This window comes from Frigoribacterium sp. Leaf172 (assembly GCF_001424285.1).
Classification (GTDB): Bacteria; Actinomycetota; Actinomycetes; order Actinomycetales; family Microbacteriaceae; genus Frigoribacterium.
Genome location: NZ_LMPB01000001.1, coordinates 526,525 through 549,559 on the forward strand (window position 1 = coordinate 526,525; position 23,035 = coordinate 549,559).

The 23,035-nt window shown below is 73.1% G+C and carries 22 protein-coding genes; 10 read left to right on the plus strand and 12 right to left on the minus strand.

Going from position 1 to position 23,035, the window contains the following annotated elements; translation table 11 throughout:
* The first annotated feature begins 153 nt into the window (after positions 1-153).
* A complete protein-coding gene (locus ASF89_RS02590; protein ID WP_156463300.1) occupies positions 154-1,068 on the plus strand; it encodes a hypothetical protein in 915 nt (304 codons plus the stop codon).
* A 124-nt stretch (positions 1,069-1,192) separates the two neighbouring features.
* Here the strand turns inward: ASF89_RS02590 and ASF89_RS02595 are convergent, their stop codons facing one another.
* The 3 genes from ASF89_RS02595 to ASF89_RS02605 form a co-directional block, all read right to left on the minus strand.
* The gene (locus ASF89_RS02595; protein ID WP_082489726.1) at positions 1,193-3,085 is read right to left on the minus strand and encodes a DEAD/DEAH box helicase; all 1,893 of its coding nucleotides are present in this window, start codon (positions 3,083-3,085) and stop codon (positions 1,193-1,195) included.
* A 446-nt stretch (positions 3,086-3,531) separates the two neighbouring features.
* The gene (locus tag ASF89_RS02600; RefSeq protein WP_369814532.1) at positions 3,532-4,188 is read right to left on the minus strand and encodes a DUF1684 domain-containing protein; all 657 of its coding nucleotides are present in this window, start codon (positions 4,186-4,188) and stop codon (positions 3,532-3,534) included.
* A gap of 150 nt (positions 4,189-4,338) precedes the next feature.
* On the minus strand, positions 4,339-4,827 hold the full coding sequence (locus tag ASF89_RS02605) for a hypothetical protein (protein WP_055799721.1): 489 nt from the start codon (positions 4,825-4,827) through the stop codon (positions 4,339-4,341).
* A 131-nt stretch (positions 4,828-4,958) separates the two neighbouring features.
* Here ASF89_RS02605 and ASF89_RS02610 point away from each other — a divergent pair, with 131 nt between their 5' ends.
* Both ASF89_RS02610 and ASF89_RS02615 read left to right on the plus strand, forming a co-directional pair.
* Positions 4,959-5,555 carry a hypothetical protein gene (locus tag ASF89_RS02610; protein WP_082489727.1) on the plus strand — a complete coding sequence of 199 codons (597 nt, stop codon included), beginning with the start codon at positions 4,959-4,961 and terminating at the stop codon, positions 5,553-5,555.
* A 199-nt stretch (positions 5,556-5,754) separates the two neighbouring features.
* Entirely contained in the window at positions 5,755-6,060 is a 306-nt protein-coding gene (locus ASF89_RS02615; RefSeq protein ID WP_055811869.1) for a DUF427 domain-containing protein, read from the plus strand.
* A gap of 158 nt (positions 6,061-6,218) precedes the next feature.
* Here the strand turns inward: ASF89_RS02615 and ASF89_RS02620 are convergent, their stop codons facing one another.
* From ASF89_RS02620 to ASF89_RS02655, 8 genes are all read right to left on the minus strand, one after another.
* Positions 6,219-6,863, minus strand: a complete 645-nt coding sequence (locus tag ASF89_RS02620; RefSeq protein ID WP_055811872.1) for a CGNR zinc finger domain-containing protein — start codon at positions 6,861-6,863, stop codon at positions 6,219-6,221.
* 9 nt (positions 6,864-6,872) lie between these two features.
* Positions 6,873-7,331 (minus strand): SprT-like domain-containing protein, encoded by a 459-nt coding sequence (locus tag ASF89_RS02625; protein WP_055811875.1) that lies wholly within the window; start codon positions 7,329-7,331, stop codon positions 6,873-6,875.
* Positions 7,332-7,388: 57 nt separating this feature from the next.
* On the minus strand, positions 7,389-8,507 hold the full coding sequence (locus tag ASF89_RS02630; RefSeq protein WP_055811878.1) for a hypothetical protein: 1,119 nt from the start codon (positions 8,505-8,507) through the stop codon (positions 7,389-7,391).
* A 156-nt stretch (positions 8,508-8,663) separates the two neighbouring features.
* The gene (locus ASF89_RS02635; protein WP_082489728.1) at positions 8,664-9,881 is read right to left on the minus strand and encodes a sorbosone dehydrogenase family protein; all 1,218 of its coding nucleotides are present in this window, start codon (positions 9,879-9,881) and stop codon (positions 8,664-8,666) included.
* Between the two features lie 153 nt (positions 9,882-10,034).
* Complete coding sequence (locus ASF89_RS02640) at positions 10,035-10,427, minus strand: flagellar assembly protein FliW (RefSeq protein WP_235483962.1); 393 nt, start codon at positions 10,425-10,427, stop codon at positions 10,035-10,037.
* Positions 10,424-11,296 carry a flagellin gene (locus tag ASF89_RS02645; protein ID WP_235476575.1) on the minus strand — a complete coding sequence of 291 codons (873 nt, stop codon included), beginning with the start codon at positions 11,294-11,296 and terminating at the stop codon, positions 10,424-10,426. The genes ASF89_RS02640 and ASF89_RS02645 overlap by 4 nt, the downstream gene beginning before the upstream one ends.
* 18 nt (positions 11,297-11,314) lie before the next feature.
* Complete coding sequence (flgK, locus tag ASF89_RS02650; protein WP_055799744.1) at positions 11,315-12,733, minus strand: flagellar hook-associated protein FlgK; 1,419 nt, start codon at positions 12,731-12,733, stop codon at positions 11,315-11,317.
* Between the two features lie 2 nt (positions 12,734-12,735).
* A complete protein-coding gene (locus ASF89_RS02655) occupies positions 12,736-13,269 on the minus strand; it encodes a flagellar protein FlgN (protein WP_082475296.1) in 534 nt (177 codons plus the stop codon).
* A gap of 507 nt (positions 13,270-13,776) precedes the next feature.
* Here ASF89_RS02655 and ASF89_RS02660 point away from each other — a divergent pair.
* The 5 genes from ASF89_RS02660 to ASF89_RS02680 all read left to right on the plus strand — a co-directional run bounded on the left by ASF89_RS02660 (position 13,777) and on the right by ASF89_RS02680 (position 18,399).
* Complete coding sequence (locus ASF89_RS02660) at positions 13,777-14,598, plus strand: sigma-70 family RNA polymerase sigma factor (protein WP_055811881.1); 822 nt, start codon at positions 13,777-13,779, stop codon at positions 14,596-14,598.
* A gap of 115 nt (positions 14,599-14,713) precedes the next feature.
* A complete protein-coding gene (locus ASF89_RS02665; RefSeq protein ID WP_055811884.1) occupies positions 14,714-15,904 on the plus strand; it encodes a flagellin in 1,191 nt (396 codons plus the stop codon).
* A 179-nt stretch (positions 15,905-16,083) separates the two neighbouring features.
* Entirely contained in the window at positions 16,084-17,484 is a 1,401-nt protein-coding gene (gene fliD / locus ASF89_RS16160; protein WP_055811887.1) for a flagellar filament capping protein FliD, read from the plus strand.
* On the plus strand, positions 17,481-17,981 hold the full coding sequence (fliS, locus tag ASF89_RS02675) for a flagellar export chaperone FliS (RefSeq protein WP_235476577.1): 501 nt from the start codon (positions 17,481-17,483) through the stop codon (positions 17,979-17,981). The genes fliD and fliS overlap by 4 nt, the downstream gene beginning before the upstream one ends.
* Positions 17,971-18,399, plus strand: a complete 429-nt coding sequence (locus ASF89_RS02680) for a hypothetical protein (protein WP_055811890.1) — start codon at positions 17,971-17,973, stop codon at positions 18,397-18,399. Before fliS ends, ASF89_RS02680 begins: the two co-directional genes overlap by 11 nt.
* 165 nt (positions 18,400-18,564) lie before the next feature.
* Here ASF89_RS02680 and ASF89_RS02685 read toward each other — a convergent pair whose 3' ends face one another.
* Positions 18,565-20,094: a CitMHS family transporter gene (locus ASF89_RS02685; RefSeq protein ID WP_055811893.1), complete on the minus strand. Its 1,530-nt coding sequence runs from the start codon at positions 20,092-20,094 to the stop codon at positions 18,565-18,567.
* A 243-nt stretch (positions 20,095-20,337) separates the two neighbouring features.
* On the opposite strand from ASF89_RS02685, the gene ASF89_RS02690 reads away from it, so the two are divergent.
* Both ASF89_RS02690 and ASF89_RS02695 read left to right on the plus strand, forming a co-directional pair.
* A complete protein-coding gene (locus ASF89_RS02690) occupies positions 20,338-22,188 on the plus strand; it encodes a sensor histidine kinase (protein ID WP_055811896.1) in 1,851 nt (616 codons plus the stop codon).
* Entirely contained in the window at positions 22,185-22,910 is a 726-nt protein-coding gene (locus tag ASF89_RS02695) for a response regulator (RefSeq protein WP_055811898.1), read from the plus strand. The genes ASF89_RS02690 and ASF89_RS02695 overlap by 4 nt, the downstream gene beginning before the upstream one ends.
* Positions 22,911-23,035 lie beyond the last annotated feature (125 nt).

Consider the following 23,035-nt stretch of genomic DNA (forward strand, 5'->3'; position numbering starts at 1 on the left):
GCGCGCCGCCGCTCGTTCGCTGCGACACCTCGAAAGCCGCGCTACACCCGCATTGATCGGGGTGTAGCGCGGCTTTCGGGGTGTTGGGCCGATCATCCACAGCCGAGGAGGCGCGGGTGGCGTCGTGCAGATCACATGCGTCATGCTCGACCCGTGCTCGAAATGCTGATCCGCCGTGCCTCCGTCATCCGAGCGGGCGGCGGCAGCTCGGCGATCGAGCGCGACGCCCGGCGAGGGCTCCTGCAGCGGGTCGCACCCGGCGCCTACGTGCCCGCTCCTGTCTGGCAGGCGCTCACGGCCGTCGAACGCCATGTGATCCGGGTGCATGCCGTCGTGCCGCGGTTCGGCGACGAGGTCGTCGTCTCGCACGAGTCGGCGCTGGCGCTCCGCGGCTTCCCGCTGCTGGGGGACTGGCCCGAGCGCGTGCACGTCATCGACCCCCGGCGTGATCGCGACAAGGTCGGCCCTTGGGCGCATCAGCACGCGGGGCCGTTCGTCGTCGATGAGGTCGATGTCGTCGACGGTCTGCGCGTCGCGGTGTCTCGTCAGGCCGCCGTCGACGCTGTGAGGCGACACGATCTCGCGGGCGGGGCCGTGATCCTCGACCACGGTCTGCGCACCGGCGCTTTCTCGCGGTCGGAGCTCGAGGCGGTGGCGGCGCTGCGTCCCGGCGTTCCGGGCAGTCGACGCGCCACGGCCGCGATCGCCTTCGCCGACGCTCGCGCCGACTCGCCGGGCGAGTCCCTGAGTCGCGCTGTCATCCACCTCGCGGGGCTCTCGAGGCCCGAGCTGCAGGTCCGGTTCCCGCGCGAGGGACCGCTCGTGGGGATCGTCGACTTCTGGTGGCCCGAATGCGGAGTCATCGGCGAGTTCGACGGCGAGGTGAAGTACCGCGATGCGGGTCCGAGGCGGGGACGCACGCCCGAGCAGGTCGTCATCGACGAGAAGCGCCGGGAGGACGCCCTGCGCTCGCTGCCCGGCGTGAAGACCGTCGTGAGGTGGAGCTGGGCCGACGCCCTCCGGGGCGACCCGCTCGTCTCTGCGCTCCGCCGCGCCGGCGTGCGCTGACGCGCTGCGCGCGCTGCGCGGCGGTGCAACGCGCAACACCCCGTTGTCGGCGCGACACCCCGATGAATGAGGGTGTTGCGCTGAGAACGGGGTGTCAGGCGGGTCGCGCCGTCAGGCGCGGGGGTCAGCGACCGCTGCGCTGGCCGCCGCCGGTGCGGGCCTTGCCGCCGACGAGGCCGCCGACCTTGAGCGAGCCGGGGCGACCGCCCTCCGAGGAGGCGCGGCGTCCGCCGGAGCGCTGCCCGCCTTCGCGGGGGCCGCCCTGCGATGCGGCGAAGTCGGCCTGGTCGTTGCGCACGGCGTTGGTGCGGCTCTGACCGCCGTCGCTCTGGGCGCGGCGACCGGTCTGGCGGGTGCCACGCGTCTCGTCACGGCCGGCGTCGCGCCCGGCGTCACGGCCGCCCTCGCGGACGGGCGTCACCGCGCCGCGACCGGACTCGGTCGAGTAGAACGTCGAGGCTCCACCACGGGGGGCGGCGTCGCGGCGCGCACCGCCGTCGCGGCCGGCACCCTGGCGTCCGCCGTCACGCGAGCCACCCGAGCGAGCGGCACCGTCGCGACCGCGACCGGCGTCGGATGAGCGACCCGCGCCTCCTTGGCGTCCGTCGCGCGAGCCGCCGGCCGAGGCCGCGGGACGACCCGAGCGGTCCTGGCGGGCGATGGGGTTGCCCTGCGAGTCCTGACGGGCGGCGCGCTTGCGCTGCGCGTTGGCGCCCTGCGAGCGACCGCCGCCGCCCTGCTGCTGCTGGACGGCCGCGCGGGGGGCCGGCTTCACGTAGGCGGCGACCTCGCCGACCAGCGCGGCGACCTCGGGCGAGGACGGCACGACGGCGGTGATGGTCGGACGGATGTCGGCCTTCTTCATCAGCTGGGCGACGTCGCGCTTCTGGCTGGGGATGACGAGGGTGACGACGTCGCCCTCGGCTCCGGCGCGGGCGGTGCGGCCCGAGCGGTGCAGGTACGCCTTGTGCTCGGTGGGCGGGTCGACGTGGATGACGAGCTCGATGTCGTCGACGTGCACGCCACGGGCGGCGACGTCGGTGGCGACGAGCACGCGGGCCGAGCCGTCCTGGAAGGCGGCGAGGTTGCGGTCGCGCTGAGGCTGCGAGAGGTTGCCGTGCAGGTCGACGGCGGGGATGCCGGCGTCGGTCAGCTTCTTGGCGAGCTTCTTGGCGTGGTGCTTGGTGCGCATGAAGAGGATGCGGCGGCCCTTGCCGCCGGCGAGCGTCTGCACGAGGGCGTTCTTGCTGTCGACGTCGGGCGTCTCGAACACGTGGTGGGTCATCTTGGCGACGGGCGAGTTGGCCTCGTCGACCGAGTGCAGCACCTCGTTGTGGAGGAACTGCTTGACCAGCTTGTCCACCCCGTTGTCGAGGGTGGCGCTGAAGAGGAGGCGCTGGCCGTCGTTCGGGGTGGCCTTCAGGATGCGCGTGACGCCGGGCAGGAAGCCCAGGTCGGCCATGTGGTCGGCCTCGTCGAGCACGGTGATCTCGATGGCGTCGAGCTTCACGAAGCCCTGCTTCATGAGGTCCTCGAGGCGACCGGGGCAGGCGATGATGATGTCGACGCCGGCTTTGAGGGCCTGCACCTGACGGTTCTGCGAGACGCCGCCGAAGATGGTGGTGGTGCGCATGCCGTAGGCCGCGGCGAGCGGGGCCAGGACGGCATCGATCTGCGTGGCGAGCTCGCGGGTGGGGGCGAGCACCAGGCCGAGGGGGCGACCGGCGCGACGCTGGCCGCCGGCGAGCTTGCCGCCGAGACGAGCCGCCATGGGGATGGAGAACGCGAGGGTCTTGCCCGAGCCGGTCTTGCCGCGACCGAGCACGTCGCGCCCGGCGAGCGTGTCGGGGAGGGTGTCGACCTGGATCGGGAAGGCGGTGGTCTTGCCCTCTGCCGCGAGCGACTTGACGATCGGGGCGGGGACGCCGAGCGAGCTGAAGGTGACGGTGTCGGTCGTCTCGTCGACGGTCGAGCCGTCGGGGGTGGTGTTCTCGGTGTCGAGTGTGGTGGTTGACATGTGGTGCACCTTTCGGGGCATCGGTGTCGAGCCGGGCCAGGCTGCGTGACCACCGTGACGGGCGACGACGTCGTGCTGACGTGTTCGCGCGAGGGCGGGGCAGAGCCGGGAGAACGGCTGTCGTAGCCGGGCTCGAGATGTGGCGACGGTGCAGGTGTGCACGATCGTTTCGCCGCAGAGTGAGCTTCGCGCGCCTGCTGGCTGCCTGGGTGTGTGCCAGGACGGGAGAGGCGGGGAGGGGCGTGCTACGACGCAGGGAGCCGGTCAGGCCGACTCGCAAGTGACCCCAGCCTAGCGGAGGTGCACGGAAAGCGCGACGGGGGTGCCGAGGAGGCGCGGATCCTCTACGAGTGGGGGCTAGCGGGCCCCTCCGGGGATGACGTTCTTCACCCCTCAGCGTCAGCCAGGCGACTTCGAAAGCATCAAGCCCCCGTTCGAACGACGCCTCAGCGCACCGTCCCGTACCGCTCGCCCACCGGGATCTCCACGGCGACCGTGTTGCCCGGCTGGGCGAGGGGGCAGGCCCAGGCGGGGTCGTAGGCGCAGCTCGGGTTGTAGGCGAAGTTGAAGTCGAGCACGATCGTGCCGGGCTCGGTGCCCGCGCCGAGGTCGGCGCCCTTGACCGAGTCGATCAGGTAGCGGCCGCCGCCGTACGTGCCACCGGGCCTGCCTGCCAGGGCGTCCTTCACGGGCACGAACAGGCCCCCGCCGTACTGCACCAGCTTCCACACGTCGAGCCGCCCGACGCCGGGCACGCTCGCCACCCCGACGAGGTCGAACTGCACATCGCCGTCGGTGCCCGTCTCGACGACCATGCGTCGCGTCTCGACCGGCTCGACGACGACCTCGAACCGCCAGGCCGGGTCGTACGGAGTCGTCGGCAGCCCGGTGAACCCGGGGCGATCCTCGGGCAGCAGAGGCGTCGACGGGTGGGTGGTGAAGAGCTCGTCGCGGGTGCGCCGCCAGAGGTCGTGCGCCTCGACCAGATCGGCCGACTCGCGCACATCGCGGTAGAGGCGGTGGATCGTCCGACGCCACGACGCGATGTCGAGCGCCCCCTGCGCCGCACTCGGCCTCGCCGGGGCGAGCACGTCGCCGGCCACGGCCTCGCCGGGCGTCGTGAGGTCGGAGGCGGAAGCTGAGGAGGCGCGGGTCGGGTCGGTCACGTCACCCACCGTACGCAGCGCCTCCGACAGTGCTCGCGCCTCCTTCTCAGGTCCACGACGCGGCCGCCCATGGCCTCGGATCACCCTCTAGGCGTGCTTCGGGTGCGTCGGCGCCCCGCGCCAGGTCGGCGCGAGCGCCTTCATCCGGAACGCGCGCCACTGCCAGGTCGCCCAGAGCCCGGGCCAGAGCAGCAGGCCGAGGGCGCCGGCGTGGAACTCCATCCGGTCGCGCAGCAGCGTCTCGCCCGTGCCGATGGGCGAGACGGCCATGCGGTGGTTGATGCGCATCCGGGCGAACTGGCCGCTCGTGCCCGTGCCGGTGTCGCGCTGGATCCAGGCGCCATCGCGCTCATGCCAGTCGAGGTCGACGTGCGTGCTGCCGAGGGGCAGGACCCCGAGGATGCTCGCCGAGACCGGGTGCGCCTCCTCGGTCCAGCGCTCGGGGAAGCCCTCGGGCGCATCCGAGCGGTACTTCACGAGGGGCGTGGTCACGGCGACCATCACGCGCGGGTCGCGCAGGGCGTCCGTCGCGATGTCGACGGGGCAGGCGAGGCGGATCTTGAGCTGCACGTGCATGCGTCGATCCAACTCCTGCGGCCTGTGGAGGGGGCCGCCTGTGGAGGGGTCGAGGAGGCGCGGGTCGCGGCGGTCCGTCATCGCGCGTCATGCTCGGCCACCGCCCCGCTCGTCCGACCTACTGTGGAGGGATGAACACGCACGGCCAGCAGAAGTACCAGGTCAGGCTCGACCACGGCATCGCCGGAGCCGGCCGCATCGCACCCGGCGCCCACCTCGTCGTGGTCGTCGACGCCCTCGACGGGCACGGGCTGCTCTCGACCGACGAGACGGTCGCCGCCGTGCTCGACGCCGTCGCCGAGGCGTCCGAAGGGGCTGACCGGAGCGAGGGCGCCGATGCCACCGAGCGCGGCGACGGGCCCGTGCACGCCGAGACCGTCGAGGTGCTGCTCGTGACGACCCCCGCCGACGCCGACGGCGTCGCCCGCCGCGTGCTCGAGCGGCAGGCCGACCGGGGCGACCGCGCCGTCGTCGCGATCATCGCCGCCGGCGCCGTCGAGCCCGACGGCTTCCGCCCCGCGGTCGAGGACCAGCTCACCGCCGGAGCCGTCGTCGACGCGCTCGCCGCGGTCGGCATCGACTCGTCGTCGCCCGAGGCGGCCGTCGCCTGCGCCGCCGCGGTGTCGCTCCGGCGGGCGACGTCGCACCTGCTCACGGCGTCGGCCTCGGCGGGAGAGCTCGTCGCGACCGGCCGGGCCGACCTCGTGTCGGCCACCCGCGCCTCCTGAGCCGACCGGCACCTCCTGAGCCGCGCCGGTGCCTCCTAGCCCGGCCCGCGCCTCCTGAGCCGACCGGCACCTCCTGAACCGGTCCGCGCCTCCTGAGACGCGCCGCGCCTCCTGAGCCGCGCCGGTGCCCACTGTCGGGGGCGCGGCGTAGCCTGTGCCGCATCGCGACCACCCCGTCGCCCGAACCGCTGGAGGAACCATGAAGGCAGTGCTCACCGACGGAACCGTCGTCGCCGAGGCCCCGAGAGACGAGCTCGTCTCGATCGAGGGCAACTGGTACTTCCCGCCGTCGAGCGTCGACGAGAGCCTGCTCGAGAAGAGCCCCACCCAGTACCACTGCCCGTGGAAGGGCGACACGCAGTACTTCAGCGTCAAGTCGGGCGACACCCTCCTGCAGGATCGCGCCTGGAGCTACCCCGAGCCGATCCCCGCCTCGTTCGAGCGCGTCGGCTCGGACTACTCGGGCTACGTCGCCTTCTGGAAGGACGTCTCGGTCGTCGACTGACCCGAGGAGGCGCGGGTCGACTCGCGCAGGCCGCCTCGCCGCCACGCTGCGGTCACGACGCCAGGTCGTGGTCACGACGCCCGGGGTGGAGCCGGTGTCGTGTCCACGACCTGCCGTTCTGCATGCGCGGCCTACGGGGCACCGGCGTGCGCCCGGGGTCAGCGCGCGGCGGTGCGCTGGCGGTGCGCTCGCACCTTCGCGCGGTTGCCGCAGCGCTGCATCGAGCACCAGCGGCGACTGCCCGCCCGCGACTCGTCGAAGAACACGAGTCCGCACGCCTCGTTCGAGCAGCGGCGCAGGCGCGAGTCCGAGCCGCCGACGAACCCGACCGTCGTGAACAGCGCCACGGCGTCACGCGCGACCGACGCCATGGCCTGCCCGAGGCGGAGTCGACCGGCGCCCGCCTGGCGACGTCCGCCCGTGAGCGAGGGCGGCACGTCGGGCAGCGCGGCGAAGAGGTTGAGCGTGTCGACGTCCTGAGGATCGGTCGACGTGCCGTCGGCGGAGGCCACGGCCAGACGCGCGATCGCATCGCGGAGGCCCCGCGCGTCGGCCAGCTCGCGGTCGCCCGCGGATCCGGCGACGCCCTCGAAGCGCTCGCCGATCCAGTCGTCGAGATCGGCGGGCAGCAGCAGGCCGTCCCACGGGGTCGACCCGTCGGCCGGCAGGTCGAGACCCGACTCGGGGCCGAAGCGCGATCCGGCCCGGAACCCGCCGAGATAGGCGAAGTCGAGCCCGAGCGACCCCGAGTCGAAGAACCACCGTGTGTCGGTGTCGGATCTGAGCCACTGTCCGGTCTGCACCGAACCAGTCTAAGCGGTTACGCGCTTCGTCCAGGTGATCAGGTGCTCGGGGTCGTAGCGGCGCGAGCAGCGACCGCACGACAGCGGCCGTCTCGGCTCGCGGTAGCGGTAGTGCTCGTGACCCTCCGAGCAGACACCGACCCAGGGGGCGAGATCGGACGCGATGGCGCCGTCGTGCAGGCGGTCGCCGACGTAGCCGAGATCGCCGGCGACGGACCTCCAGCGGGGTCCGTGCCCCGCCTTCGACCCCGCGAGGGCGTGGGCGACCTCGTGCAGCAGCACCTGATGGATCTCGTCGTCGTCGTAGCGCCCCGCCAGATGCCGCGACACGGTGATCCGCTTCTTCGTGTAGTCGCACAGCCCGGCACGGGTCTTCGCGTTGTCGAAGCCGAAGGTCCACACCGTCGGGTCGAGATGCAGGGCGATGAGGGCGTCGGCCCAGCGCCTCACGCGCTCGAGATCGGCCACGGCGACGTCAGGACTCGCGGGGAGGGCAGGAGGTGCGGGTGCGGTGGGAGGCGCGGGTCACCGCGACGGGAACGGCCAGGTCGTCGGCCGGTCGTCGTCGGGCAGACCCTCGACGACCCCGGTGACGCCCGTGGCGCCCGGGCGGGTCGTGTCGTCGTCGTGGTCGGAGTCCGCACCGCGGCCGCCGCGAGGGGCGGAGTCACGGAAGCGGTCGCCCTCTCGGTGCCCGGCGGCGTTCGCGGCGAGGCTCGAGATCTTGCCCCAGAGGCTGGTGTCGGCGCGGACGGGACGGTCGGACTCGGCCGCCGCTCGCTCGGCGGCCCGTTCGTCACGACGGGTCGCGCGGTCGTGCGAGTCGTCCGTCCGCGTGGCGGCCGCCCGGGCCGCTGCGGCGGGGTCGACGGCCACCGGCTCGGCGACGGGGTCGGCGGCCGCGGGGTCGGACAGCGCCGTCGAGGGCAGGCCCGCGGTGGGGTTCGTGTCGCCGGGGCGGGGGGCGTCGAGAGGGGCGTCGGAGACGTGCGCCGCGCCTCCTGCGCTGATGTCGGCGGGTGCGGCCGGCGCGTCGTCGGGCGCGAGATACGCCCGGAGGACGTCGTCGAACGCGTTCTGCAGATCGGTGACGCGGTCGCGCGGAGCCCCGGTGGCCGCGTAGGCGGTCAGGGACTGCGCCAGGTTCTCGCGGGCCTCGTCGTGCCGCTCGAGCTCGAGCAGCGTGTAGCCCTCGAGCTCGGCGGCGGCGGCCTCGAGCTCGCGCCATTCTTCGGTGGCGGCCGTGATGCGGCTCGTGTGCAGATCGTTCAGGGCGCGATCGAGTTTGCCCTGCTCGCGGAAGATGTGAGCGCGGCGGATGCGCGCGGCCGTCGAGTCGGCCCGGTCGCCTGTGAAGTGCGCGAGCCGGAAGGCCTCTTCGGCGATGGCCAGGGCCTCGTCGAGCCGACCCAGCAGACGCAGCAGATCGGCGCGCTCGCCGAGGGCCGAGGTGCTGCGGCTCTGGCCGAGAGCGGCCAGACGGGCTTCGGCCGAGGGGACGTCGACCGCCGTGCGCAGGCTGATCGGCTCGAAGCCGCCGGCCCCGCCGAGACGCGTGCCCGTGGGCGCGGCGAGACCCGGCGGCACGCTGTGGGGACGGGCGCTGCCGGGTGCGGTTCCGAGGTGGGGGTCGTGCTCGCTCATCGTGTCACAGGGTAACCCGCCCGCCCCCCGAAGGGACCGCACGGCGCGCAGGGGGCCTCCCCTCGACGGCACGGATCGTGCCGCGGGAGGTGCGGGTCGGGAGGCGCGGAGCAGGGGCGCGGCGCGGAACGCGAGGCGCGGGTCGGGAGGCGCGGGTCAGGGTGCGCGGGTCAGCGGCACCGACACGATGCGATCGTCGTCGTCGCCGGGCGACCCCCGGCCGTCGGTGTTGCCCGTGACGAGCCAGAGGGTGCCGTCGGGCCCGGGCAGCACGTCGCGGATCCGCCCCAGCGACTCGTCGCCCGTGAAGCGCTCGGTGGCCACGGCGTCGGAGGTCTCGGGCACCTGGATCTCGAAGAGCCGCTCGCCGCCCAGCCCCGCCAGGAACAGGGTCGAGCCGACCGCCGTCAGACCGCTCGGGCTGGCCTCGTCGGTCGACCACTGCAGCACGGGGTTCAGGAACTCGCCGTCGTCGCCGCGCCCCTCGACCTCGGGCCAGCCGTAGTTCGAGCCGGGCGACAGCGAGTTGAGCTCGTCGTAGGTGTCCTGCCCGAACTCCGCGGCCCAGAGCGACCCGAATGCGTCCCACGCGATGCCCTGCGGGTTGCGGTGACCCAGGGTGTACACGGGCGAGCCGGGCATCGGGTTGTCTGTCGGCACGGCGCCGGTCGGCGACAGGCGCAGCACCTTGCCGCCGAGCGAGTCGGGGTCTTGAGAGGCGGTCGGGTCGGAGGCGTCGCCCGTCGTCGCGTAGAGCATGCCGTCGGGTCCGAACGCGAGTCGGCCGCCGTCGTGGTTCGACGCCTTCGGGATCCCGGTGAGCACCTCTTCGAGGCCGCCCAGGCCGTACGACCCGGCGGCGCCGGTGATCGGGGCCCGCACGATGCGGTTGTCGTCGGCGGTGGTGAGGTAGGCGTAGAGGTACGACGGCGCTCCGCCGAGCACGGCGAGACCGAGCAGCCCGCCCTCGCCCTCGTGCACGACGCCCTCGATCCGGGCGACGTCGCGCAGCTCGCCCGAGGGCGTGAGCTCGACCACGCGGCCGCTGTCGCGGAGGCTGATGAGCGCCGACCCGCTGTCGAGGCGGACGACCGACCAGGGGGCCTCGAGGCCGGTGACGACGTCGGTGGTCGCGGCGTCGTCGGCGACGGTGACGCCGCCGGTGCCGGTCGTGGGCGCCACCGGCGAGGGGCCCGCCGTGGTCGGCACGTCGGCGCGGCTCGACGACGACGCGTCGGACAGGGCGGGGCCGGCGGTGGGCACGTCGGCGGTGCAGCCGACGAGCAGCAGCACGGCGCTCAGCGCGACGCCGCTCGCGACGGCCCGCGCCCGGGCGGCGAGCCGTCGGGGGGTGGTCGTCCGTGCCTCGTGCATCACCCCATGAGACAGCATCGGGCCGGCACGTCAGACCCGGATCGGGTCATCGTTGTCGGACCGTGACGCGGGTGTCGGCACTCTGGAGGACACCCCTCGGCGTGTCGCAGGCCCCGGTCGGCGAACGGTCGCCTGGCCGGCGCCCGAGAGTCGTCAGCGGGGGTCGAGCTCGGCCCGGAGCGGCCAGTCCTGCCCCTCGAGGATCAGCTGCGCGCCGGCCCCGGTCAGGCGGTTGACGACGATGGGCGCCAGCAGGTTCACGGTCATCCCCGAGGAGGCGGGGGTCGCCACGACGAGGAGCATCGCGTCGTCCGCGTCGGTCAGCCCGAGCAGCGTCGTCTGCTCGTCGGTCACGACGGGCGAGTAGTCCGGGAGGTGCACGGCCGCATCGAGGACGAAGAGCCGGACGTCGTCGTCGGCGTCCGCGCTCCGCAGCGCGTAGAGCCCCGGGGCGCCGTCGAGCTCGTCGAGCACGAACTCGAGCCGCGGTTCGAGACCGAACGGCGAGCCGACGAAGCTGACCTGCGACTGCATCGTGCCGCTCATCGGAGGAAGTCCATCAGCGAGGTCTGGATGACCTTGGCGGTGACGGCCAGAGCCGCCTGGTAGCTGTTCTCCTGCAGCTTGAGGTCGAGCACGGCCTGGCCGAGATCGAGGTCCTCCAGCTGGGACCGCTGGGTCTCGAGACTCACGGTGGTGTCCATCAGGGTGTCCTCGGCTCTCAGAAGCTGGGCGTGGCGGGCGCCGACGTCGGACTGCACGGCCCGCAGCGCGGTGACCCGCGTGTCGATCTCGGCGAGGCGGGTGCCGACGTCGGCGCCGCTCCTCAGGTCGGCGACGATCGAGTCGACGAGCCGGAAGACCGAGTCGTCGCCGACGCCGAAGGCCGTGGCCCCGTCGGCGTCGACGCGGATGCTCGTCTCGGGACCGACCCGACGGGTGACGGACGAGACGGCGGCGCCCGTGTACTCGTAGTCGTCCGTCCAGGCGACTCCCGCGTCGGAGGTGCCCGCGAAGACGCTGCGACCGTTGTAGCTCGCGTTGGCGGTGCCCAGCAGGTCGTCCTTCAGACCGGCGATCTCGATCGCGATCGCATCACGCGCCTCCTGCGAGACGGCGCCGGTGTTGGCGCCCTGCAGGGTGAGCTGGCGGATCTTCGCCATCAGCGAGTCGGTGGCCGACAGCGCGGAGTCGGCGGTCGACAACCAGCCGTCGCCGTCGTCGACGTTGCGGGAGTGCTGGGCGGCCTGCGCCTGGAGGCTCTTCACCCGCATGGCCTCGGCGGCGGCGGTCGGGTCGTCGGACGGCTTGCCGATCTTCTGCAGGCTCGAGGCGCGGTCCTGGCTCTCGGCGACCCGGGTCTTGCTCGACATCAGGTGCTGCTGGGCCCGGAGGCTGTTCATCTGGTCGGTCACGCGACTGATCATGGTCCGCTACCTCCCGACCCGGCCCATGCCGTTGATGAGCGTGTCGAGCATCTCGTCGATGGCTGTCATGACTCGGGCCGCTCCCTGATAGGCGTGCTGGTACGAGAGGAGGTTGACGTTCTCCTCGTCGAGGCTGACCCCGGCGCCCGAGAGCTGACGGTTCTTCGCCGAGTTCGCGGCGAGGTCGGTGAGGGTCGCCTGCTGCGATTCGCTCTTCGCGGTCGCCCCGATGCCGGCGACGATGGTCGACCAGGCGCGATCCGGTGAGCCGGGGCCGACGCCGAGCTGCGCGATGGCGAGGGCGATCGTGTTGTCGTGCGCGCCTCCCACGCCGTCGCCGGTGGCGATCCCCGCTGCTCCGGCGACCTGAACGGTGAGGCTGCGGGCGGCCGACAGGCCGGGCGTGACCGAGAAGAAGTCGCCCCCGGCGTCGCCACCCGTCGTGACTCCGGTGCGGTGCACGGCGTTGACCTGCGTGGCCAGCTGCGTCGCGAGGGCGTCGTACGATGCCGCGGCCTCCGCGAGCGTGCCGCCGGCGCCGCCCGCGGCGGGCTGCAGCAGCGACACGGTGCCGGCGAGGCTGCCGCCGGTGAGCGGGATGGGCTGCCCGGGGCGGTCGGCCCATTCGACCGAGACGCCGCCCCCTGAAGCGAGGGCGTAGTCGCCGGCCACGGTGACGGTGCGGGCCGAGGTGCCGCTGACCAGGGCGTTCCCGCCGATCAGCACATCGACGGTGCCGTCGCCCGCGTCGCGGACGGTACCGCCTGCGATCGCCGCGATGCGCTCGGTGAGCACCGAGCGGGCGTCGATCAGCTCGTTCGAGCCGACGCCGAGCTGCGTGTTCGTGCGGATGCGGTCGTTGAGGTCGGCGACCTGCGTCGCCGCGCTGTTCAGCTCGGATGCGAGACCGTCGGCCTGCAGTCGGAGTCCGGTCCACTGCTCGTCGACGGCACGGTGCCCGGCCGAGAGCGCGGCGGCCAGCGAGGTGGCCTGGCCGATCAGCACGGCAGCGGGGCCGGAGTCGCCCGGGTTGTTCGCGACGTCGCCCCAGGCCGACCAGAACGCGTTCAGCTGACTCGCGATGCCGTTCGTCGACGGCTCGCCGAGCGACGCCTCGAGGGTGGCGATCGCGGAGGCGCGGGTCGACTGGTACCCGGCGGTCGAGGCCGCGCTCCGCACCTGACCGTCGACGACCTGGTTGCCGAGCCGTGCGATGGCGTCGACCGAGACGCCCTGGCCGGGCACGACGCCGGCGCTGAAGATCCCGGCACGGGCGGGCGACTCGATCGACGAGGTCGCGACGCGCTGGCGGGTGTAGCCGTCGGTGTTGACGTTGGCGATGTTCTGCCCCGTGACGTCGATGCCCGCACGAGCGGCGGCGAGGCCGGAGTAGGCGGTGTTCAGCCCACCGAAGGTGCTGCCCATGGTCAGAGTCTCCCGTCGAAGAGATGCCCGCTCGAGGCGGGGCCGGTGGTGCCGACCCGGCGACCGGCGGTCGTCGCCGCGGTGGAGCCCGTGGCGTCGTAGATGGCGCCGGCGGCGGCGCCCGCGTCAGTGGTCGTCGTCGCGAGCGTCTCCTGCGTGGCGCGGGCCGCCGCGCGGAGGAACCGCTCGTTCTCGTCGCGCAGCTGCGCGATGCGGGCCGTGAGCTCGGTCATGGCCGCGAGGTGGGCGGTGAAGATCTCGCCCCAGGGGCCTGCGGGAGCCGCGGCGATGATCTCGCGGAGGGGCGCCTCCTCGTCCGTGCCCCACTCCTGGGCGACCGACGACACCTCGACGCTGCGGTCGAGGCCGGCGGACCGGAGCCGGTCGAGCACCTGCTCGACCTCCCGCGTGGCGTGATCGATCCACCGGGTGCGGCCGGCGGTGAGCAGCAGCTGCTCCTCCTCGAGCTTGAACGTGAGCAGTTCGAGCAGCTCGCGTTCACGCCAGAGCAGCGCGGACAGTTCGTTCGCGCCCATGGGGTCTCCTCGATCGGTGATGGTCTCGGCGGGGGAGCGGTGATGTCCCCTACGAGGAGGACTATCGGCGCGACCCGGCTCGGCGTTAGGCGACGGGCCGCGGTGATCGTCGGGACACGCCCCTAGCGGGTCGACGACGTCCGTCGGAAGGTGCCGGTGCGCCCCACTGCGGGGGTAGGGGTACAGGCCGCGTCCTCCACAGATGCGACACCCGTTCCCCCTGACTGGGGTCACCCAGGCCCCCTTCAGGCTGTGTGAACGCCGATAGCGTTGGCGATGCCGGGAGGGTCGCAGACCCACCCGGAGCTCCTCCCGAATCCACCCGACCTCGGGACGAGTCACCCGTTCACGACCCGACGCACCGTGCGTCGCCGACGCACCGCAACCACTCGTCGCTTACCCGCAGATCCGTTCGCACCGGTTCGACATCGCCCTGGTCAGAGGGCTGTTCGTCGCGCCCGCGATCCATTCACCGTCCGTCCGGACGCCTCTTGCTGGGAGCAAGCGATGAACCGCACCGAACGCAACGCCCTCGTGGTCGAGAACCTGCCGCTGGTCGGCTACCTCGTCTCCGAGGTCTGCGCCCGCGCGACGCACCTGTCGCGCGACGACCTCGCCGGGGTCGGCGCCGTCGCCCTCGTCCAGGCCGCCGACGCCTTCGACCCCACCCTCGGCATCCCGTTCGGCGCCTACGCCCGAACCCGCATCGTCGGCGCGTTCGCCGACGACATGCGCTCGGGCGACTGGGCCAGCCGCGGCACCCGCAAGCGCATCAAGGAGACCCTCGCCGTCCAGGAGGCGCTGACCGCGTCCCTGGGACGTCGTCCGTCGGTCGACGAGGTCGCCTCGGCCCTCGGGGTCGACCGCCAGACGGCGCAGTCCGCGTTGAGCGACGCCGGCCGGACCGTCTCGACGCTCGACGACACCGTCGCGGACCACCTCGCGAGCGACCTGCCGCTGCCGGGCGACGACCTGCTCGTCGACGAGCGCAGCCGCTACCTGCGGGCCGCCGTCGAGGCGCTGCCCGAGCGCATGCGCCTCATCGTCGAGGGCGTCTACTTCGGCGACCGCACCGTCACCGAGATCGCCGACGAGCTCGGCATCACCCACAGCGCGGTCTCGCAGCAGCGCACCGAGGCCGTCCGCCTGCTGCGCGACGGGCTCGCCGCGCACTACGCCGACGACTCCGACGTCGCGTTCGAGCCGGTCTCGAAGACGGCGCCCGCCCGACGCAGCGCCTATCTGTCGCGCGTCGCGACCAACGCGGCCGTGGGCATCGCGCGCGCGCTGCGCGACCCCGAGCCGCAGGGCTTCAGCACGGCGGTCTGAACCGCCTCGGAAACTTTCGACGTCGCACTAACGCGCGTCGTGAGCCGGTCGACAGTAGCCGGTGTCAGCCCACGGATGGGCCGACGAACACCACCCAGTCACGGAGGAGAACACCATGGGTATGCAGATCAACACCAACCTCGCGGCCAACAACACGTACCGCAACCTGAACGCCACGCAGAACGACCTCTCGAAGAGCCTCGAGAAGCTCTCGTCCGGTCTCCGCATCAACCGTGCCGCTGACGACGCGGCCGGCCTCTCGATCTCCGAGGGCCTGCGTTCGCAGGTCGGCGGACTGACGGTCGCCGCACGTAACGCCCAGGACGGCATCTCCGTCGTGCAGACCGCTGAAGGTGGGCTCACCGAGACCCACTCGATCCTCCAGCGCATGCGCGACCTGGCCGTCCAGGCCGGCAACGACTCGAACAACGCCGACTCGCGCAAGGCCATCACCACCGAGGTCAACGCGCTGAAGGAGGAGCTGACACGCATCTCCTCGTCGACGAACTTCAACGGCACGAGCCTGCTCAACGGTTCCGCGAGTGCCGACGGGACTCTCAAGTTCCAGGTCGGCGCCGACGGCACCAAGGCCAGCCAGATCTCGATCGACCTGAACAAGGCGGACGTCTCGGCCATCGTCACGAACCTCGACGGCGGAGTCACCGGAACGGGCACCGAGTTCACGATCGACCTCGCCGAGATGGAGACCGCGACTGATGGCGTGTCCTTCACCACGGTCAAGGACGGCGTCACCACGACCGTTGCCACTGAGCTCCTCGATGCTGGAACGGACTCGAAGTTCACGAGCGTCGACGAGTACGCGACCGCGCTTCGCAAGGACGCGGCCTTCTCGGCCAACTTCACGGTCGCCGTGAAGAAGGACGACAACGGTGCAGGCGTGGGGATCGTCGTCACGGCCAAGGACGGCGGCGAGCTGACCGAGACCGCGAACGCGGCGACCGATCTCTTCACCGCGGTGGCGGCGGGTGCGAACTCGACCGGTGGGCTCAAGTTCGACACCGCGGCCGGTGCTCAGGAATCGATCAAGCTGATCGACGCGCAGATCCAGACGGTCTCGACCGCCCGCTCGGAGCTCGGTGCCGTGCAGAACCGGTTCGAGCACGCGATCAACGTGACGAACGTCGCCAAGGAGAACCTCACGGCGGCCGAGTCGCGCATCCGCGACACCGACATGGCGGAGGAGATGGTCAAGTACACGCGCTCGAACATCCTCAGCCAGGCCGGCACCGCGATGCTCGCGCAGGCGAACCAGAGCACCCAGGGCGTCCTGTCGCTCCTCCGCTAGTCGGAGGTCGACCCGGCGTCAGCTCCCAGCAGACGCCGCGAGACACCAGGGCCTGACGAGTGACCGGCCCGCACCGAGACGAGAGCTGACCCTCTCCCTCACCGCGGGCCGGTCGCCCGTCGCTCGTCATCCACCCGCACGACCCGCCCCGCCACCCGAGAACGCGACAGGAGCCCGCCATGGCCAACATCGGCATCGACGGTCTCGCCAGCGGGCTCGACACCACCACCCTGATCAACAACCTGATCTCGATCGAGGGCACGCCGCAGACGCTGCTCAAAAACAAGGTCTCGGCCGCGACCGGCTTCATCACGTCGATGCAGACGCTGAACGCCCAGATCTCGGCCCTCGCCACGACCGCGGCCACCGCCGCGAAGCCCGCGTCGCTGCAGGCGTACTCCGCCACGAGCAGCTCGACCGCGGCCACCGTCACGGCCTCGGCGACCGCCGCCGCCGGCTCGCTCGACCTCGTCGTCGGAGCGACCGCCCAGGCCAAGACGGCCGTCACGGCGGCCCTCACCGCCTGGCCCGACTCGCCCGCCGTCCTGACCTTCACCTCGGCCGCCGGGAAGACGGTCGAGGTGACCGCCGCCTCCTCCTCGCTCGACGACGTCGTCACCGCCGTCAACGCGTCGGGCGCCGGCGTGAGCGCCCTCAAGGTCGCCTCCGGCACCGACGCCGCGGGGGCCGTGCAGTACCGCCTCCAGCTGACGTCGAAGACGACCGGCGCCACCGGCGACTTCGCCGTGCACCGCGGCACGGCCGCTGAGGTCACCGCCGGCACCGCGCCCGATCTGCTGGCCGAGCCGGGCGCCGCCGTCGTCAAGTCGGCCCGCGACGCGTCTATCACCCTCTACGCGGGGTCACCCGCCGAGCAGGTGGTGACCAGCGCCTCCAACACCTTCGCCGATCTGCTGCCCGGCGTCTCGGTCACGGTCACCGCCGTCTCGGCAGCCGCTGACAAGCCGATCACCATCTCCGTCTCGCGCGACACCGCCACGGCCGGCAAGGTCGCGTCGGGGCTCGTCTCGAGTCTCAACGCCGTGCTCGGCGCCATCACGAGCGGGCAGGCCACCACGAGCAGCACGAGCGCGACGGGCAACACGACCGTCAAGGGCGGTGCCTACACGGGGCAGTCGTCGGTCCGAGCGGCCCAGATCGCCCTGCAGTCGGCGGCCTCGATCCCCGTCGACGGCCGCTCACCCGCGACCATCGGCATCAGCATCGGACGCGACGGCTCGTTCGCCTTCGACGCAGACAAGTTCCAGGCGGCGCTCGCCGCCGACCCCGCCGCGACCCAGTCGATGCTCAGCGGGATCGCCGAGCGCGTCGCCGCGGCTGCCACCGGCGCCTCGGACAAGACGACCGGCACCCTGACCGCCGTCATCACCGGCCAGCAGTCGGTCGTGAAGGACCTCGGCGTCCGCATCGCCGACTGGGACCTCCGTCTCGTCGCGCGTCGCGCGACCCTCCAGACCACCTACAACAACCTCGAGGTGAAGCTGCAGGCGCTCCAGTCGCAGTCCACCTGGCTCAGCAGCCAGATCTCCTCCCTGACCTCCTCGACGAGCGGCTCATGATGAACGCACAAGGATTCGCGGCCTTCGCCGCCGCATCGGCGGGACCCTCCGCCGCCGAGAGGCGCCAGCGCGCCCAGTACACGTCGGAGGCCGTGCTCTCGGCCACCCCCGTGCAGCTCGTCACGATGCTCTACGACCGGCTCATGCTCGACCTCTCACGCGCCGAGGCCGCCCAGGTGAGCGGATCGTGGCTCGTCGCCTCCGAGCAGCTGCAGCACGCGCAGGCGATCGTCGCCGAGCTGTCGTCGTCGCTGCGCATCGACGTCTGGGACGGCGGCGAGGGCCTGCTCGCCCTCTACGGCTACGCGTCGACGGCGCTCGTCAACGCCAACGTGCACCGCGACGTCGCCCTCACGCGCGAGGTCGTCGGCCTGCTCGAGCCGCTCCGGCAGGCCTGGCGCGAGGCCGGCTCCTCGCTGCAGGCCGCCGAGGCCGCCGCCCGACCCGCCGCCACCGCGACGAGCGGTCTGCCGGGAGGCGCGCTCGGTGTCGCCTGACGCCCCCGGTGCCGGGACGGCGCCCGAGTCCGTCGCCGCGCCTCGCGTCGCGGCGCCGCACGATGCGGCGCCGCACGATGCGGCGTCGCACGACGCGGCGTCGCGCGTCGCGGCCTGGTCCGTCGTGCTCGACGACCTCGAGGCCCGTGTCACCCGCCTCGAACGCGACGGACGTCCCGGTGTCACGGGGCGCGCCGACGCCGGCGGGACGGACCCCGCCTGGACGGCGCCCACGGGGCTCGGACCGGTGCCGTCCGTGCTGACGACCCGCGCCTCCTCGGTGCTGGCCCGTCAGCGTGCGGTGCTCCGCTCGCTGGTCGACGACCGGGCCGAGGTCGTGCAGCAGCTCGGCGCCGTCCGCCGGGTCGAGGCGTCGCACGAGCCCGGTCGGCCCGTGTACCTCGACGCCCTGGGCTGACGCGTCGCTGCGCGGCGTGTCGTGGGTGGTGGGGGAGGCCGGCGGCCCTGCCGCCACGTTCTCGACACGCCGCCACGCGATCCGGTGGCGGGGTGTGGAGTCGGTGGCGGCGTGCGCGGGCTCGGCGTCGTGGGTGGCGGCTCGCGCGGGGTCAGGAGGCGCGGGTCAGCCCCAGGGGATGACGCCGATCACGATCGCCACGGCGAGCATCACCAGCGACACCACCGCCGCGCGCCAGAGCACCTTCTTGTGGTGGTCGCCGAGGTTGACGTTCGCGAGGCTGACGAGCAGCAGGATCGCCGGCACGAGCGGGCTCTGCAGGTGCACGGGCTGCCCGACGACCGAGGCCCGCGCCATCTCGACGGGGTCGATGCCGAACGCCGCCCCGCTCTGGGCCAGCACCGGCAGGATGCCGAAGTAGAACGCGTCGTTGCTCATGAAGAAGGTGAGCGGCAGGCTGAGCACGCCGGTGATGACGGCGAGATACGGCCCCATCGAGGTCGGGATCACGTCGACCAGCCACTGCGCCATCGCGTCGACCATGCCCGTGCCGTTCAGCACGCCGATCAGGACGCCTGCGGCGAAGACCATCGACACGACTCCGACGATGCTCGGGGCGTGGGCGACGATCTCGGCGGACTGCTCCTTCACGCGGGGGAAGTTCACGAGCAGCGCGATCGCCGTGCCCACCATGAACACGTAGGCGAGCGGGAACAGGTCGGCGACCAGCAGCACCATCACGGCGACGGTCAGCACGAGGTTGAACCAGATCATCCGCGGGCGGAGCGTGGGGCGGTCGGGGTCGAGCATCGTGTCGGCCAGCGTCGCCCCGCCGGGGGTCCCGTTCTCGTTGCCGCCGGAGCCGCCGGGGTTGTCGACCGCACGCTCGCCGGGGGCGTCGGCGCGCGAGCCGTCCGCTCGTCCGCCGCGGACGCCGAGGGCGACCGTGGGGCTGGTGAACATCGAGACGCCCACGCCGGGCATCCCCGTGCCGCCGCCGCGCGACGCGGTCGCGAGCTCCTGCGAAAGGGGCGACATGGCGGCCGCGGCCGCCTCGAGCTTCGAGCCGCCGATCTCGAGCGACCCGAGCCGGCGGCGCTCGCGCAGACCCATCAGCCAGGCGAAGACGAAGACGAGCACGAGACCCGCGATCAGCGACGGCACGAGCGGCACGAAGATGTCGCTCGGCTGCACGCCGAGGGCCGCGGCCGCGCGGACGGTCGGGCCGCCCCACGGGACGATGTTCAGGGTGCCGTTGGCGAGACCGGCGACGCAGGTCAGCACCACGGGGCTCATGCCGAGCTTCAGGTAGATGGGCAGCATCGCGGCCGTCGTCACGATGAACGTGGTCGACCCGTCGCCGTCGAGCGAGACCGCTCCCGCGAGCAGAGCCGTGCCGAGCACGACCTTCGCCGGGTCGTTGCCGGTCACCCGCAGGATCAGCCGCACCAGCGGATCGAACAGCCCGACGTCGATCATCAGCCCGAAGTACATGATCGCGAACATCAGCAGCGCTGCGGTGGGGGCCAGATCGCCGATCGCCTCGATGACCATGTCGCCGATGCCGAGACCGGCGCCGGCGAACAGTCCGAAGATCGTGGGCACCATGATCAGGGCCAGCATCGGCGAGAGCCGCTTGGTCATGATCAGCGCCATGAAGGTCAGCACCATGAGGTAACCGAGTACGACGAGCATCCGAACTCCTTCGTCCGTGAGCGGCACCGTGGGGGAGCCGAGCGTGTCCGGGCACGCTAGCCGCGCCTCCTCGGCCCTGTCGCGCTTCTGCGCATTCGCCGACTATCGCGCGTTCGCCACGTTCTGCGCATTCTGCTCACCCCCGCGGTGACCCGCCGCGGCCCGTGCGCGAGGGCCGAGGGCACGGCCCACGGACCGCAGGAGGCGCGGGTCGGCCCGACCGCGCCCGGTACCCTGGCCCACGTGACCGACGACAGCTCACGCCCGCGCCCGCGCAAGCGCCGGTTCGCCACCGAGGTGCTGCTGCTGCAGCTCGCCGTCGTCACCGTGATCGTCGTGCTCACCAGCGCGGTCTTCGCCGCCATCGCGGTGCAGCGCCTCGCCCGCGAGGCCGAGTCGACGGCGCTCGCCGTGGCGCAGAGCGTCGCGTCCGACACCGACGTCCGGGCCGAGGTCGCGGCCCTCAGCATCGACGGAACCCCGCTCGACGGGGAGGCGCTGGCCGGCGGCGACCTGCAGCGCACGGCCGTCGCGGCGCAGCTGCGGACCGGGGCGCTCTTCGTCGTCATCACCGACGACCGCGGCGTCCGCCTGGCCCACCCCGACGCGGAGCGCATCGGCGAGCGGGTCAGCACGAGCCCCGACGCCGCCCTCCGCGGCGAGGAGGTCGTCTCGTGGGAGCGCGGCACCCTCGGCGAGTCCGCCCGCGCCAAGGTGCCGATCGTCACGCCGACGGCCGACGACCCGCGGGCCGGCTCAGGAGGCGCGGCTGCGGCGGCGCCGTCCGCGGGCGACTCCGAGGCGGTGCGGGTGGCCGACGCCGCCGACGTGGTGGGCGAGGTCAGCGTCGGCTACGCGCCCGCCCGGGTGTACGAGACGCTCGCGCGCGACAGCCTGCCCGTGATCGGCATGGCCCTGCTGGCCCTCGCCGTCGGGGTCGTGGCCTCGGTGCTCATCCGCCGACGCCTCGACCGGCTGACCCTCGGACTCCAGCCGGAGGAGCTCTCGGCCCTCGTGCAGAACCAGCAGGCGGTGCTCGGCGGCGTCGCCGAGGGCGTGCTCGCGGTGTCGCGCGACGGGGTGGTGACGGTCTGCAACGATCTGGCGCCGCGCCTCCTCGGCCTCGACCCCGGCCCGATCGTCGGTCGCCCCGTCGACGGGCTGGGGCTGCCGGGCGTGCTCGTCGACCTGCTGACCGGACCGCCGCCCGCGAGCCCGGGAGGCGCGGGTGCGGTCGGTCGCACCGCCGACGGACCGCACGACACCACCCTCGTCGTCGGGCCCCACGTGCTGCTCGTCGACGTGCGCGGCGTCTCGCGCGACGGGGTCGACCTGGGTCGCGTCGCCGTCATGCGCGACCGCACCGCCGTCGAGGCCCTCACCCGCCGGCTCGACGCGGTCGGCGCGATGACCACCGCGCTCCGGGCCCAGCGGCACGAGTTCGCCAACCGCCTGCACGCCGTGTCGGGGATGCTCGAGCTCGGGCGCACCGAGCAGGCGCGCAGCTACCTCGCCGACGTGCTCGACCACGGTCCGCTGCGCTACCCCGTCGCCCACGCGGATCGGCTGACCGAGCCCTACCTGCAGGCGTTCCTCGGCGCGAAGGGGGTCGAGGCCGCCGAACGGGGCGTGCTGCTGAAGCTCGGCCCCGAGACGCTCGTGTCGGGCGTGGTGGTCGAGCCCGGTGACGTCACGACGGTGCTCGGCAACCTCGTCGACAACGCCGTGCGGGCCGCCGTCGCCGGTCGGGTCAGCCCGGCGTGGATCGAGGTCGAGGTGCTCGACGACGGCACCGACCTGCACCTCTCGGTGATGGACTCGGGGCAGGGGGTCGACGAGGTCGACACGCTCTTCGAGCGGTTGCGCGCCGACGACGACGATCCCTCGCGGGTGCACGGGCTCGGCTTCGGCCTGCCCCTGTCGCGCGAGATCGCCCGGCGGCGCGGGGGCGACGTCTGGCTCGGCTCCCCCGGGGGCGACGACCACGGCGCCGTGTTCTGCGCCCGACTCGTCGGCGCGGTGCAGCCGCCGGCACCGTCCGCCCCGTCCGCCCCGCCCGCCCCGCCCGCGCCGCCTGAGAGGATCGAGCCGTGACGTCACCCGACCTGACCGTGCTCGTCGTCGACGACGACTTCTACGTCGCCGAGCTGCACCGCCGGCAGGTCGACGAGGTGCCCGGGTTCCGCGCGCTCGAACCGGTGGGCACGGCCGCCGAGATGCGCCGGACTCTCGCCGAGACGCCCGTCGACCTGCTGCTGCTCGACGTGCACCTGCCCGACGGCAGCGGTCTCGACCTGCTGCGCGAGGTCGATGTCGACGCGTTCGTGCTCAGCGCGGCGTCCGACGGCGAGACCGTGCGCCGGGCGCTGCGCCGCGGGGTCGTCGGCTACCTCATCAAGCCGTTCGCCTCGGGGGTGCTGACCGACCGGCTGCGGGCCTATCAGCGCTACCGCAACGTGCTCGACGACCGCGGCTCCGTCGACCAGGAGGCCCTCGAGCGGGCCCTGCGCATCCTCCATTCCGGCGACGCGGCGAAGGCGGCGTCGCCGTCGCGCTCGGCCACCGAGCAGGCGGTGCTCGAGCAGTTCGACCACGCCGACGCGGCGGCCGCCGCCGGTGCGGAGGGAGCCGCCGGCGAGGAGGGAGACGCCGGCACCCCGGTCGAGCTCTCGGCCGCGGACGTGGCGACGAGGGTCGGGGTCTCGCGGGCGACCGCGCAGCGGTACCTCGCGGCGCTCGCGGCCGACGGTCTCGTGACGATGAAGCTCAGCTACGGTACGACCGGCCGCCCCGAGCACCGCTACTCCCGAGGCTGACCCGACCCGCGCCTCCTCGGCTCGATCCTCTCCGCGCCCCCACTACGGGGCGGCCCGCGCCGGGCGGCTTACGCCGACCCCGACCCCGCCGATAGAGCGACGTGAGCACGGATCGCTCGCACACC